At 64.0% G+C, this 13,477-nt stretch carries 12 protein-coding genes and 2 pseudogenes; 1 reads left to right on the forward strand and 13 read right to left on the reverse strand.

Annotated features, from left to right (window positions below; all coding sequences use genetic code 11):
• The 6 genes and pseudogenes from B7Y89_RS17500 to B7Y89_RS17525 form a co-directional block, all read right to left on the reverse strand.
• Positions 1–260, reverse strand: a pseudogene (locus B7Y89_RS17500) (PRTRC system protein B); the annotation flags it as partial.
• A gap of 28 nt (positions 261–288) precedes the next feature.
• On the reverse strand, positions 289–1,401 hold the full coding sequence (locus tag B7Y89_RS17505) for a hypothetical protein (RefSeq protein ID WP_292940657.1): 1,113 nt from the start codon (positions 1,399–1,401) through the stop codon (positions 289–291).
• Between the two features lie 75 nt (positions 1,402–1,476).
• Positions 1,477–1,683, reverse strand: a complete 207-nt coding sequence (locus B7Y89_RS17510) for a PRTRC system protein C (protein WP_292940660.1) — start codon at positions 1,681–1,683, stop codon at positions 1,477–1,479.
• Between the two features lie 45 nt (positions 1,684–1,728).
• Complete coding sequence (locus B7Y89_RS17515; RefSeq protein ID WP_292940663.1) at positions 1,729–2,160, reverse strand: PRTRC system protein E; 432 nt, start codon at positions 2,158–2,160, stop codon at positions 1,729–1,731.
• 39 nt (positions 2,161–2,199) lie between these two features.
• Positions 2,200–3,856: pseudogene (locus tag B7Y89_RS17520) on the reverse strand (PRTRC system ParB family protein).
• 96 nt (positions 3,857–3,952) lie between these two features.
• A complete protein-coding gene (locus B7Y89_RS17525; RefSeq protein WP_292940666.1) occupies positions 3,953–4,966 on the reverse strand; it encodes a hypothetical protein in 1,014 nt (337 codons plus the stop codon).
• Positions 4,967–5,046: 80 nt separating this feature from the next.
• Here B7Y89_RS17525 and B7Y89_RS17530 point away from each other — a divergent pair, with 80 nt between their 5' ends.
• A complete protein-coding gene (locus B7Y89_RS17530; RefSeq protein WP_292940669.1) occupies positions 5,047–5,535 on the forward strand; it encodes a hypothetical protein in 489 nt (162 codons plus the stop codon).
• Between the two features lie 39 nt (positions 5,536–5,574).
• On the opposite strand, the gene B7Y89_RS17535 is transcribed toward B7Y89_RS17530, so the two are convergent.
• The 7 genes from B7Y89_RS17535 to B7Y89_RS17565 all read right to left on the reverse strand — a co-directional run bounded on the left by B7Y89_RS17535 (position 5,575) and on the right by B7Y89_RS17565 (position 13,476).
• Positions 5,575–6,084, reverse strand: a complete 510-nt coding sequence (locus B7Y89_RS17535; protein WP_292940672.1) for a thermonuclease family protein — start codon at positions 6,082–6,084, stop codon at positions 5,575–5,577.
• Positions 6,085–6,324: 240 nt separating this feature from the next.
• Positions 6,325–6,933, reverse strand: coding sequence for a hypothetical protein (locus B7Y89_RS17540; RefSeq protein ID WP_292940675.1), 609 nt, complete (start codon positions 6,931–6,933; stop codon positions 6,325–6,327).
• Positions 6,934–6,960: 27 nt separating this feature from the next.
• On the reverse strand, positions 6,961–7,278 hold the full coding sequence (locus tag B7Y89_RS17545; RefSeq protein ID WP_292940679.1) for a hypothetical protein: 318 nt from the start codon (positions 7,276–7,278) through the stop codon (positions 6,961–6,963).
• 12 nt (positions 7,279–7,290) lie between these two features.
• A complete protein-coding gene (locus B7Y89_RS17550; RefSeq protein WP_292940682.1) occupies positions 7,291–8,244 on the reverse strand; it encodes a zincin-like metallopeptidase domain-containing protein in 954 nt (317 codons plus the stop codon).
• A 133-nt stretch (positions 8,245–8,377) separates the two neighbouring features.
• Positions 8,378–10,468: a ParB/RepB/Spo0J family partition protein gene (locus B7Y89_RS17555; RefSeq protein WP_292940686.1), complete on the reverse strand. Its 2,091-nt coding sequence runs from the start codon at positions 10,466–10,468 to the stop codon at positions 8,378–8,380.
• 109 nt (positions 10,469–10,577) lie between these two features.
• A complete protein-coding gene (locus tag B7Y89_RS17560; protein WP_366416468.1) occupies positions 10,578–12,269 on the reverse strand; it encodes a strawberry notch C-terminal domain-containing protein in 1,692 nt (563 codons plus the stop codon).
• 202 nt (positions 12,270–12,471) lie between these two features.
• Complete coding sequence (locus tag B7Y89_RS17565) at positions 12,472–13,476, reverse strand: tyrosine-type recombinase/integrase (protein ID WP_292626438.1); 1,005 nt, start codon at positions 13,474–13,476, stop codon at positions 12,472–12,474.
• Between the last annotated feature and the right edge of the window lies 1 nt (position 13,477).

A 13,477-nucleotide genomic window follows, 5' to 3' on the forward strand; every position in this document is an offset into this window, starting at 1 on the left:
GCAAGCATGTCGGAGTGAGCGACGAGCACATTGTGAGGCAGGATGTCAGGCGGCGCTGCCCTGCCGAGGGCGTCGGACCATTGACGCAGATGGGCGCGTGTCAGCGGGGTGCCGGCGGCGATCGTCGGGCCGGCTTCGCCGCTGTGCTCGATGGGGTGGAGGCTGGCGAAGGCGTGTGCGTCGGGTCCCGGCGTCGTATAGTGGCTGGAGTTTCGCGGGGAGTCGCTCTGGTAGAGCAGGATGGCGCTGGTCAGCACCATGCCGGCGGGGGTTGCTTCGAAATGAGCGCTATGGTCGGACATGGGAGCCTCGCAGTTTGTCGGGATTAAGTTCGATCAGATGCTGGGCGGCGAGCAGGAATTGCGTGCCGACCTCGAGCGCCGCGAACCAGTCTGTGATGGCGTCGGCGTCCGGCAGCGGGCAGAGTCCGGCGACGTCCATGAAGCCGTATTCCATGCCGTGGCGGCCGACATCATCGACCTCGGCCGCGAAGAATTCGACGGGAACGAGGGTCAGCGGCGGCAATGCCGAACATTCCTCGAGGCCGGGGACATATTCGTAAAGGGTCTCGGAATTGAAGTGCCAGGCGTTGCGATCCTGTGGCAGCCGCCGAAGCGCGTCGTGGGTCTGCCGAAGCCGGCGAAAGGCTCGGCGCAGGCTGTTCGGGAGTTGCGCGAGCGGCACTGAATTGGCCGCAACCATCCACTCGGGCTTCCTGGCGTTCATGGTCGACGGCAGGGTGTGTTCGTCGAGATCGTCGGGGTCTGCGCCCTGGTAGTGGATGAGGCTTTCGCGCGCGCCCTCATCGTCGGTTTCGCCGTCCCAATAGTAGATCGAGATTTCGTCGAACAGGTCCTGGTAGTTGAAGATCGGCAGAGCGCTGCCCAGGGTCTGCTCGAGCGCGGCATAGGCGGCGGCCCGCCAGGAGATCGGCGCATCGCTGCTCTCGATCCATCCGAGATCAAGTTGACCCATGCTTTCGCAGATGGTGGCAACTGCTGGCGGTCCGACCTCCTCGCCGTTGAGGACGACGATTCTCAGATCAACGAGCGTGAGCGGCTCAAGAGCGTCGAGAACTGCGCGGTTGAAGGTCGTTTCGATGTGCCGGCGCGCATCGCCGCGGGTGTACAGGATTGGCGATCGATCGCGGGACGCGACCCAGCGCCCGATCAGCTTATGGTGGGCTGAAAGCGGCTGGTCGAAGGCGGTTGGGATCTCCGGCGCAATCCTGACGGATCGGCCGGCAAGGTCAGCCGAGCGGGGGAAGCCGCAGACTGGAGGGCGATTGAAGAGGTTCGAAGGTTTCGTCTCGATACGGGCCCGGGTCGACCGCGATCTGGAGGTGGATCGCCTGGGCCTGTCTGCTGCAGGGAGGCTGGGGAGGACCGGTTGTGTTGCCATCTTCGATCTCGATCCATTCGAGGAGCCTCTTGCGGGGTGCGGCGGGGATGGCCGCGCCTTTCCGGCGCGGCACGTTCAGCCCTTCGTGCCGACGGCGCGGCGATATTCGGTGACATGCACGCCGCCGATCACGCCGCCATCGACCAGTTCGGCGTTGAGGATCGCCGGATAAAGGGTGGCGTGATAGGCGCGCAGGCCCTGGGTATCGTTGGCGAGATGCGGCGGGATCGGTAGATCGATGCCGTCATATCGATAGATGCGGGCGAGATGATTGATCTGCATCGGGTGTTCCTCGTGATGGTGGGAAAGAGCGCGGAGACGGGGCGATCACCACAGGCTGGCGGGTTCATCCGATGTGGCCTCGGCGGGGAGAGCGCCCGGAGCAGAGGACGTCGGCGCGCTTGCCGGGCTGGACGGTTTGCTTGTCGTGGAGGCCGCTTTCGCCTTGGCCGCTTCTGCAGACGCGGCGCGGGCGGCCTCGGTGGCCTCACGCTGTTGTGCAATCTGGTCGGCAAGCGTCTTTCGCGTCGTGATGAGCTGACCAAGGGCGCCGTCTGCCCCCCTGGCAAGTTCGGCATCGATCTCCGAGGCGTTTGCGGTGAGCGAGATCGGCCGCGTTTCGCCGGACTCGAGGCTGTGGGTCTTGCCTTCGGCATTGCGCGGAATGACGGTGAGGGTCACTGTCCCGTCGGGTCCGGCGACGAGGTCGAAGCCGAGTGAATAGCGCTCGAGGAGCGGGAGCAGGCTTGAGATGAGCATGGCGGTCAGTCCTGCGTCTTGAGTGGGTGAGATGTTTGGTCAGGCGGCGAGGTCAGTGGCGCCACCGTCGATGGCCGGGGGAACGGCGATCGTGGGCGGGCCGTAAGTTGCGTCGAGCGTCATGGCGCTTGGCAGGCGGCCGGCCCAATCGAAGCCGACGGCGTTGAGCATGCCCGCTATCAGGTCGGCTTTCTTGGAACCGAGAAGCTTGGCGAACGCCTTTTCGCCCTTGTGCGCGATGAGGCCGCATTCCTGAGCGATGAATTTCAGCTCGTCCTTTGTGTATCGTTCGAGGAAGGCGCGATCGACCTGCCAGGCGTGGCGGATATCGATTTCGAACACGCGGGCGAGATCGGCGACATGGCCGAAAGACTGTACGTCGCGCGCATAGGCCGCCCCGATGGCCGAGTGCGCCGTGGCGGCCTGTGCATTGGTCAGAGCGCGGATTTCCTCGATCTTCCCGGTGAAGCTCAGGTCCGGGAAGGATGGATTGACCAGGAGTCCGGCGCGGGACGTCAGCGTGCTCGATTTGATCTGGGAGAGCGTGCCGGTGAGTGCAGCCACGAGGATGGCGGTGTGGGCGTGCGCCGCATTGTCGGCGAGATCGCGGGCCAGAGCGGTGCGCCATGTCACTTCGCGAAGGTCGGTACTCCGTCCGGCGATCGATTTAACGGTCACCGAGGGCCCGTTTGCGCGTGCAGCCGTCTTCACGCTTCCGGCGGCTGCGGATGGCCTGGGGATGATGACGCTTTCGCCGACGGAATCCGCGGTGTGGGCTAGCAGTCGGTCCTGGCGGTCGGACGGCGCGGTGTCCTCGTCATTGGGGTCGTCGAGTTCCTCATCGTCTTCGTCCGATTCCGAGGTTTCGGCTTCGGCCTGCGCGGCGGCGGCGGCGCGTGCCTGCTCTTCGAGGCGCGCATTGTCGACAGCCTCCGTTTTTAGTTGGAAGCATCCGGGATTGGTGCAGTGGCCATCGTCCACATGGGTCTCGAACAGCGCGCGCTGCGTCGCGGAGTTGAACGGGCAGGTCGTGCATTCGGTCTTGTCGAAGGTGGCAGCGGCGAGGCTCTGCGTGACGCGCATGAGCAGATCCCGCGTTTTTCCGATGTCGAGACCGGCAGCGAGAATCGTCTCCAGCGCCTTGTCCTGCTTTTCTGCGGGGACGGCGGCGAGCAGCTCCGCATGGCCGACCTTGGCCGACCTTGATCCGGCGCTCGTCGAGAGCGGATTTGACGGTCTCGGAAAGGCTGGCGAGCGCCAGACGGCGATCGAGCTTTGCCCGCGACCAGCCGAGGCGACGTGCGGTTTCGGCGCGATCATTGTGGCAGGCCGCGAGGTGACGGACGGCCGCGTCCGCCTGTTCCGTCTCCGAGGCGTCGTCGCGGTTGTCGTTCTCGTCGATCGCGGCTTCCAGGGCCTCCTGATCGGTCATCTCGCGGATGATGACCGGCACTTCACCATTGAGGCCAAAGACTTCCAGGGCGGCCCTGTAGCGGCGCTCGCCGGCGACAATAGCGTAGGTGTCGTCGGCCTCGGGCACCGGACGAAGTAGAATGGGTTGGAGCATGCCACGCAGGCGAAACGACGCGACGAGGTCGGCGTGTTTCTTCCGGTCGAAGTAGCGGCGGGGGTTGTCGCCCTTGATGATCATGGAGAGCGGCAGCGTGGCGGCGCCGCGTGGTTGGGAAGCGGTCAAGGCGGATCTCCTTGTGAGGTGTGCGAGGCGCTCCCTGACGGTCGCGGACCCTCCTTCTGGCGAGCCTGAAGCTCACTCCCTCCGATCCCCCTCCCCTCACTCAGCCGGCAGGCTGTCCCGGTAGATGTCGGCCGCCCATTGCTCGATCCATGGTGCGGTGAGTTCGTCATGTTCGAGATCGCCGCTTTCGATGAGGTCGCGTATCTCTGCTCGTGCCTGGGCGATCGCCCGTTCCCAGGGGTCGGCGGGCGGGCAATCGGTGGGTGGAGAGAGGCCCTGGGGTAGCTGCTGCGGCCGCGCGGCAAGCCGCGCAATTTGCGCTCCGATCCAGGTCTCCATGTGATCTGCCACCAGCCTGTCAGTCTTTGCGACGCCGCGGCGGAGCGCGGTCCGGCGCGCACTGATGCCGTAAGCCTGGCTGTCGATCGACGCGATACGGCGGCCGTAGGGGAGAAGGAAAGGCAGAGCCGTACCTTTGACGCCGAAGAGATGCAGGCGGACGCTGCAGGGCAATATCCGATCGAGATGATCGACGACCGCAATCAGGCCCTCCGGACCATGAATCTCCCGTCGACACATGCTGCCGACACCGACAGGCTTACCGGGGCGGATCAAGTGCCACAGGGCCTCGACGCAACGCTCGTAATCGTCGGGCCTGCGGCCCTGGATCACCGGCAACATGGTATCCGCGATACCGAAACCCTCGGCTAATATTCGGCAGTCCCGATTGGCGCGGATCGTTCGTGAAAGACGGTCGATGACCTCTTCACGGTCACGGGCGATTTCGGATTCGACGCAATAATCGGCGCTGGCCCACCAGCGAAAGGGATAGGCCGCAGCCAGCGCGACATAGTCGGCGATCGACCAGGGAAAGCCACCATACCGAGCGGCAGCGACGAAGCCCGCCGAATCGAGGCAAAGAGCAGACAGCCCACGCGCGTTCTGCAGCAGGTGGGTCCGCCAACCCGCCCACTCCCGCCAGCCTCGCTTGGTCGACCATCGCGAGAGCCCATTCGCGGAAATCAGCGCGGTCTGCTGAAGGGACCGAGCGCGACCGAGGATCGCGCCTTCATTGAGATGCGGTAGTCCCACAATGATGTCGATCGGCATTGATCACCCTCCAACGTTTGTCATCGTGTGCTTGACCGTCACGCGCGTTCACGGTACGTTCCGCGTGCTGGAGACTTGCGATGAAGAAGACCGTTTTTCACGACCGATTTGATCTCGACATCACGCTCCGCGATGCAGCCCTGGACGCTGAAAACCGGCCCACACGCCGCATGATCGCGAACGCGGCGATCGGCATGGACGTCGAAGATGCCTATTATTCGGTCAGGGAGCTTCGGGAGGCGATTGCCTGGACCCATGAGGGCGACATCGCGGCCAAGCGCAAGCTGGCGGAGATTCTCGCCAATGATGGCGCGGACGACTACCAGCGCTGCATCTACTTCTGTCTTGCCGGTCGCGGCGTAGTCGACATGCTCGATGATCTCGAGTGGCTCGAAGATTTGCTGGAGCGTCGCGGACGTGTTGCCGGCGAGGTTCGCCGAATGAAAGCCCGGCGGATGCCGCTGACGAATCCCTATGTTGCAGACGCCCCGGACGGGCCGCTGGTCAAGCTGGACGGTGACTTCGAGCAAGGTCCTTCATGGTGGGCCGATCCGTCCCTCACCGTCTAAAGCGGTAGCGGCGCAGGCCATGTCCTTGCGCCGCTCCTATCATCGCTCGCACTGCAGGCGCTCGCCTCGCCGCCAGTTCGAGGGCTCGATCCAGCGTCCGGCCAAGGCCCCTGCCCTGCTCGTCTTCCCCTGCGAGAACGCCGCAGCGTATCGCTTGGCACGCTGAGGATCGTCGCGAAGATATTGGGCCTCGGGGACGGCCAGGCCGGCGCGGATCAACATTTCGCCGAGATCCTTGCCGTCTACGGTCACGATCGCGACCGGGCGCCCATAGGTGCTGGACGGCGTCAGTTTGATGTCCGCGGTTTTCGCGCGGAGCATGTTTGCGGCAAAATCTTGCGCCGCCTTTCCGCACTGCCAGCAACCGCCACGGCGTTCGCACATTTGCCGCCGCTCGAATGCATCGACGCCGAGAAGGCGGAAATCGACGGCCACAGTGTCGCCATCGAGCGCACGCGCCCTGGCATCGAAGCTCCGGTTCGTCGGCACCTGGGACGAAGCGCTGCACGAAGTGACGGCGAATGCGGCGAGAAGAATCGACCGCATCAAGAGATGATCTCGACTTCGACGTGAGCGTCGCGCGAGGGCGACGTCGAAACGCAGAACGGCTGCAGTGGATTGCCCGTCCGAACAATACTGACGCGCCCCGATTGCGCGTCGAAAAGCCGGGAGGCAACGCGGTGGGCGTTCTCGCGGCTGCACAGGAGATAGCGCTTGGGCGAAAAGTGGGTGGCTAGGGCAGGCATGACAGATCCTCTTAGCGGAGATCATGGTCCGGGGCGCTCCGGCTCATGCAAATATTGTCTTGTGGACCTTGGTCACCGGCACGACCGTCCAGTCCCGCTCCATGAAGCGGCTGATCGCGTAGCCCTGGCGGCTGTCAGGATCCCTGAAACTAAGTCGACGACCGCGTTTCACGACGATGAACTCGTTGCCGACATGGCCGTCCGAGAAGGTGAGGGCTGAGGCAAGTTTTATCCGGTCGCCATCCTCGATCTTGCGGGCGCGCCGTACCAGCTTGGCGTGGCAGCGGCGGCGCCAGTCGAGTGCATGTTCCTTGTCCGTAGGGGTCAGCAGAGCGAGGATGTGCGCGGGGCAGCTATCCTCGCAAGGGCCCATGGATTCGTCCATGTCCTTATAGCCGAAGTGCTCGCCGGTCGTGCTCTTGGGATTCCACATGACCTTGCAGACGATGGCAAAGACCTCTCCACCAACGCCGTCCACCATGACCTGAGCAGCAGCGTAGTAGGTCCGGTTTTGCGGGCAGGACGACGCGAGGAGTTTCAGCCCTTTGACGATTCCATCGACATCGCGGCTGTAAGTGAACTGCGCGTCGAGATATGCCTTGGCGGTCGCGTGACCGCCCATGTGATAGCGAGACATTGTGAGCCAGCCCATGCGGGGTCTCCTCAGATTTGGGTGAATTCACCATTCGTGGACGGGAAGCTCGCCGATCGGCGCACAGTCACGGTCGAACTGAATCCAGTCCGCGCCCGCGGCCTCGGCCATGGCGAGACAGGCCTGCAGCGAGGACGGCATGCCATCCCGGCCAGGGGATTGGACCCAAACGAACCAGCCATATTCCTGCCAGCGCTCAGCGACGATCTGCCCCTGCCAGATGGCAGGGACATCGCGAGCCGCGATCGGAAGAGGGTATTGAATGAGCGCGTCGAGCTCCCTTGCGGTCTGCTCGTCGACATGGCCGGTCGAGAGACAGGCAAGGATTTGGGTTTCGAGTGCCATCGTGCTTCTTCCTCATGCAGCTTCGGCGAGAAGGTCGTCGGCCTCGGGCGACAGCGGAATCTGCGACGCCGCTGCCGGTTCGGCGCCGAACGCCAGCAGAAAGTTGAAGGCCTGCTCGGCTTTGGACGCGGCATGGATGATCGCGGTCTTGTCGCCCTTCAGGATGCCCAACCAATGTCCGACATAGCTGGCGTGGCTGTCGTGAAGCTCGTTCGGAAGGCCCAGATGCGCGCAGACGAGGCCGCTCCCGATCTCGGCGACCAGTTCCTCGAAACTATAGGCCTTGTCGCCGAACCGCTTGCCGAAGGTGCGTGCGAGCCGGCTGCTCGCTCCTGTCCAATGGGTCGTTTCATGACCGCGGACAGAGGCGTAATGATCCATCGTCCGGAACGTTCGCGGGTACGGCATCTGAATGTGATCAAAGGTCGGACTGAAGTAGGCTTGATCACCGCCGTGTCGGACCTCGGCCGGGATGGCCTCGAAGAAGCGATCGATCGCGCCCTGATGGGCCGAGGGGTCGATCGGCGCCGGCTCCTCGACAGACGGATAGAAATAGGCCGGGAGACCATCTATCTGGTCGGCATTGAACACGATGTAATGGCGCAGGAAGCGGATGCTCCGCTCCTTCTCCGCACCGGTGACCGGGTTCGACTCGGTCTTCTTGAAGCTCGAATAATAGACGGATAGCGAGCCCCGTTCGCCGCGGCGCACATTGCCGCCCAAGGCCTCTGCCTGGCGAAAGGTCATCCAGTAGCGTGAGCGGTAACCGTTGGCGTCGCCGATCGCCCAGAGGTAGAAGGTATTGATGCCGGTGTAGGGCGTACCGCAATGGCGCAACGGGCGGCCGCCGCTCCCTTGGACGCGCCACGGTCGGCTCCATGGGGGCACGCCTTCTTCGAGCTTCTTGATGATGAGATCCGTGATCTCCGCCGCGACATCGCGGCTCGGCCTTGGTTTTGCGGACATTGTGGAGCTCCGGCGACAAGGGAAGAAGGACCGCCGGCGCGTGAACACCGACGGTGAGTTGCCAGGAAGGAAAAAGAGCGGTGACAAGGGACCGGCGGTGTGGTCGGATCCGATCCGTTTTGTGTAGTCCCGGTCAGGCGTCAGCCACCTCATGCGAGCCGGCTTCGCCGAACTCATCATCGTCGCCGCCATTCTCGCGAAGACCTTCGAATGCGCCGCTGGACTCGTCGGCTTGCGCATCGAGGAAGCGCATCGCATCCGGCACCCAGACGAGCGCCGCTTCCTTGACCTCGGGCTCGACGATCGAGTCGCCGGCGAACAGTTTCTGGCAGCTCGTCGAGATTTCGGTCTTCTTGAGGGAAGCGTGACGACCGCTCAACGCCGGCCCGCCGACTTCGTGCAGCAGGCTGAGGATGCTGCCCTTGTTGACCCGGTCGAAGAAGTTTTCAGCGGTTGGCCGCCACCAGCGCGCGACATCGACGTCGAGGATCGACGCCAAACGGTTCTGCAACGGGATCTGTTCGTTGCTGATGCCGTGCTTTGCCTGAAGCGAGGTTGCCACGATGTAGGCGAGCCAGTTCGCCTTGTCGTCGTCGTCCAGAGCGCGGAATCCTTCGAACCGGTCGACTTCGCTCTCATGCTCGGTCCAGGCGGCATCGAGACCTTCGTGCGCCTCGGCTAGATAGTCGCGCGCCCGTGATGTCGGCACGTCGTTTACGGGATCCTGCGGCCTGCTGGCGCCAACCGTCGTCCCATATTTGACCGCATTGTCGCTGGACGGGCTCGATGGATGGCTTCGCGAGTCGATCATCACGAAAAGCGCGTAATCGAGAGCGAGCGCCGGCTGGGCCAGGAGGGAGGATGCGAGAATGTCCCGACGCTGCATCGCCAGTTCATCGTAGAGCCGGGCGCTGAGCGGCTTGCCCCCCGGCGCGACGGCCTCCGGCCGGTGCTTTGGTTCCTGCGGTTCGCTGCCACCGATGCGGAAGCGGTTCGTAGAGCGGTCACCGCTCTCGCCGTTGTTGCCGTCCGCACCGTCCTCGGTGTCGTCTCCGGTCGGCTCCTCGATAAGGATCGGCTGCTCACTGTAATATTGGGTGTCTAGCCGCATTTCGCCCTGCGGGGTCAGGAGCAGAAATGCCCCGACATGGGGCTTCAGTTCGTCAGGCAGAACGGGCGCGCGGTTTTCGATTTCTCCCACTTCGGCGATCAGCCGGTCGTCTTCCTGGTCGAGCAGCTTGAAATCATCCTCGGCGATCGACTCGTCCTTCATCTCAGCCTCGAGCTCACTGCGGCGTTGCTCGATCTCGCTGATCCGGGCAGCCTGTTCGTCAGTCAGCGCCGGCGGCTGGAGGATGGCGCGATAGAGGCCGTGCGCGGCATTATGCGCATAGTTGCTGGCGATCGGGCGGATCCAGGCCAGGCCGATTTCCTCGCCGATGCGCTTGGCCTCGGCTTCCATGATCTCGCCGGCCAGACGGTGCGCGATCTCGGGGTTGACCCAACGATCGTTGCCGTCGGTGAACAGGTCGCCATCGACCTTGCCCCCGGCGTCGATATAGCGCGCCTCGCCTACCAGGATGGCGATCGGATCGCTTGCCTTCAGCGTCTCGTTTGCGATGACACGGCGAATGGTGTCGGCGTTGACGTGGTTGTTCTGGTAGCTGTTCCAGACCAGCAGCTGCTTCTCCTGGCTCTCGGTCGAGGCGTAGGCCTTCGCGACGTCGATGGTAATCTCGCCGGCGCTGAGCGCTTCGAAGATCGGTTCTGCGAGCGACGCCAGGCGAAGGCGGCCTTCCACGAACCGCCGCGTGACGCCGAAGCGCTTGGCGACGGCATCGATGTCCCCGGTCGTGCCGATGAAGTGCTGGAACGCGCGGCATTCCTCGGCCGGGGTCATCTTGAGCTGCTGGAAATTGGTCGCCGTCGACGTCTCTGAGAGCGTCGCCTCATCGGCCTGCAGAACCATCACCGGGACATCATAGTCGTCGGCCTTGATCGTGCCCGCGTCAGCGAGACGCTGAAGCGCGCGCAGGCGCCGGCCACCGTCGAACACCTCGAAGGCGCCCCGAGGCTTTTTCGCCGGAGTGACGAGCAGGTTCTGCAGGACGCCCCGCGCTTCGATGTCCGCCGCCATCTGCGGGATCTGCAGCTTCTCCTCGGGGAGACGGCGTACGTTGATCGGCGAGAGCCGCAGCTTGCTGAGTTTGATTGTCTGGATCACTGAGGGAACTCCTTCTGGCATCCGGCACATCCCGGACATCGCCCCCGCTCCCCCTCACCTCTTTCCCGGGGCGCCTCGGGCAGTGCGGCCGAGGGTCGCGTGTGGCCGATCAGCTGCTGCCGAGCAGGATGCGGTCGAGCGTTTCGGCGGCTGTCGGCATTGGAAGGAAGACGCGGGTCCGGTACTGGATTACCTCCGTGAAGCACCCGATGGACTTGAGCCAAGCGAGCTGCTGCGCTGGTGCGCCGACAAGCTCGATGCGCGGGCTCCCATTCACCAGCGCCCGCCTGATCGTCATGGGGAACGGGCGGGAGAGATCCACGCTTCGACCCGAGATGGCAGACTTGACGATGTCGGTCGGCGGGAGATTCTCGGCGCGATCGATGCCGAGCTTGGTGAAGAGCTGGACGATATGCTCATCGAAGACGAGACGGCCGAGCCAGCTATTGCCATCTTTGTCGGCGATACGATTGACGACGAGGTGATCGCTGGGAAGCGCCGACCAGATTGGCAGCAGCAGCCCGGTCGCAAGGCGGATGGTCTCGGTGTCGACCTTGTTCGCGGCCTCGTCCGCTTCCTCGACCCATTTGGCGGAGAAGGCGTCCCGGTCGATCCCGGTCCAGGCGCTTTCGAACAGATCCTCCTCGCGCATATATTCACGGCGGGTCGGGCGCATCAGCTCTATGCGCGGGATCGGCGTGCCTTCCTTCTCCTCCATGAGCGCCCGCGCCCGGGTCTGCAGCGCGACCATGCCGGATTTGCCGTTGATCAGGTATTCGGCGGTTGGGTCGGTGTCGGCGATATGGAGGATGCGAGCGAGCGAAACGGGCACTCGCCGCTGTTCGATTTCGATTGTCAGCAGATGCGAAGTGGCGCCGCTGACCGGGTCGGTTCGCAGCAGCGTGTCGTCGATAAGCGTAGCTTTGTCGACGAGGATCGTCTCGACGCCGACATCGAGCCGGCCAGCTTCACGGGCCGCAGAGACGCGGGTTTCCACCAGCGATAGGAACTCGTCGAAGATGCTGTTCTGCAGACCAATGGGAAGAGCGAGGATGCGGTTGAGCCAGCGCTGGATCGGCGGCAGCTCCTCTTTCATCACGCCATCCTTCTCGCAAAGTACAAGCCCGGTCCGACTTTCGAAATCGGCGTGCGAGACGCTGTTGAGCTTGCCGCCGACGAGGAGGTGAAACCAGGTAACGAGCGCCGCGCAGGCATATTCGCTTTCCAGATTATCCGCCGGGTCAAACAGGTTTTGGCCGCCGGTCTGACGCTGCCCCCGGGTGAGCGCTCCCAGGCTGTCGAGGCGCCGCGCGATGGTGCTGGTGAAGCGGAGTTCGCCCTTGCAGTCGGTCGTGACCGGGCGAAAGAGCGGCGTACTGGCCTGGTGGGTCCGATGGGTACGGCCGAGACCCTGGATTGCCCGATCTGCGCGCCAGCCCGGTTCCAGCAGCAGATGGACGCGCTGCTCCTGGTTCAGGGCGTCTCGGGAGGCATGATAGGATCGTCCCGTCCCGCCGGCGTCGGAGAAGATGAGCATGCGCTTGCGGCCCGCCATGAAAGCGGCTGCCTCGGCCTGGCTGGTGCGGGTGGAGCGGGTTTCGAGCTTCTGCCTGCCATCGCCGGTCGTGATGAGGCGCTTGGTCCGCCCGGTTACCTCCGCGACGTGATCATGCCCGAAATGCTCGAGCAGGCCGTCAAGCGCGGACATGATCGGCGGAAGCGCGCAGAGCTGTTCGATGAGCTGGTCGCGAGCGGCTTCGGCCTCGGGATTATAGACCGGGTTGCCGGCCTCGTCCTCCATCGGCGCCGAGCGCTGCGTGCCGGTATCATCGGTGAAGACGCGCATCTGCCGCGTCGGAAAGGCGCGCTCCAAATAGTCGATTACATATTCTTTGCAGTCGCAGTTTATGTCGAGCGTGGCGGCGGGAGGCGCAGGTTTTCTTCGGTTTTCCATGATTTCACTCCAGATAATATGAGGGTCAGGGGGAATGTTCGGAGACGGGCTAGGCCCGCCTTCGAACGTCGGTAAGCATGGTAATCAGGGCATCGGATGGCGGCTTGAAGCGCCCGGGCTTGATGGCGGGGGCACCGTGAGCCGCGAGGATTTGCAGCTTCTCCTCGGGATCGGCCCGCAGGTAGGTCTCGGTGCTCTGTATGCTGGCATGGCCAAGCCACAACGCGACCTTGCGGATGTCCCCGGTCGCCGCGAGCGTGTGCATCGCGCAGGAATGGCGCAACACATGCGGCGTAACCCGTTTGCCGAGGATCGACGGCTGCTTTGCCGCCGCTGCTTTGACGTGTTCAGCCAGTCGGAATGCAAACCCGTCACGGGTCATAGGCTGCCCGTTGGCATTGAGGAATATCTCGGCAGCTTGCGCGTCGGGCCGTATCGCAAGCCACGCGCGCAATGCGAACTGGGTCTCCTTCCAGAGCGGCAGGACCCGTTCACGCCGACCCTTGCCCATGATGTGCACGGTGGACAGGGAGCGGTCCGGGAAATTGCGCAGCTGAAGCGACACAAGTTCCGATACCCGGAGCCCGCCGGCATAGGCCAGATGCAGCATGGCGCGATCGCGTGTGCCAAGGCGAGTGCGGGGATCGGGGGCGTCGAGCAACGCCTTGATCTCGGCCCGGTCGAGGTAGTCGATCAGCGCCTTGTCGGTCTTCTTGGTCGGGATCGATCTGACGCGGAGCGCCTGGTCCAGGCAGGCCGGAATGCGATACTCTATGTACCGGAAGAAGGACCGGATCGCGGCGAGCCTGCCGTTGCGGGTCCGCACGCAGCTGCCGCGACCGGTCTCGACATGGTCAAGGAAGGCCATGATCATGTCGGTGCCGAGATCCTCGATCTCAAGATCGGTCGGTCGGCGCTTCAGCCGACCGGCAGCGAACTGGACGAGGAGGACGAAGCAGTTGGCATAGGTCTTCACCGTGTGCGGACTGACAGCGCGTTCGCGTGGCAGATGTTCACGCAGGTATGCCGAGAGATGCGGAGCGAGCGCCGTCATG

The organism is Novosphingobium sp. 32-60-15 (assembly GCF_002280675.1).
Taxonomy (GTDB): domain Bacteria; phylum Pseudomonadota; class Alphaproteobacteria; order Sphingomonadales; family Sphingomonadaceae; genus Novosphingobium.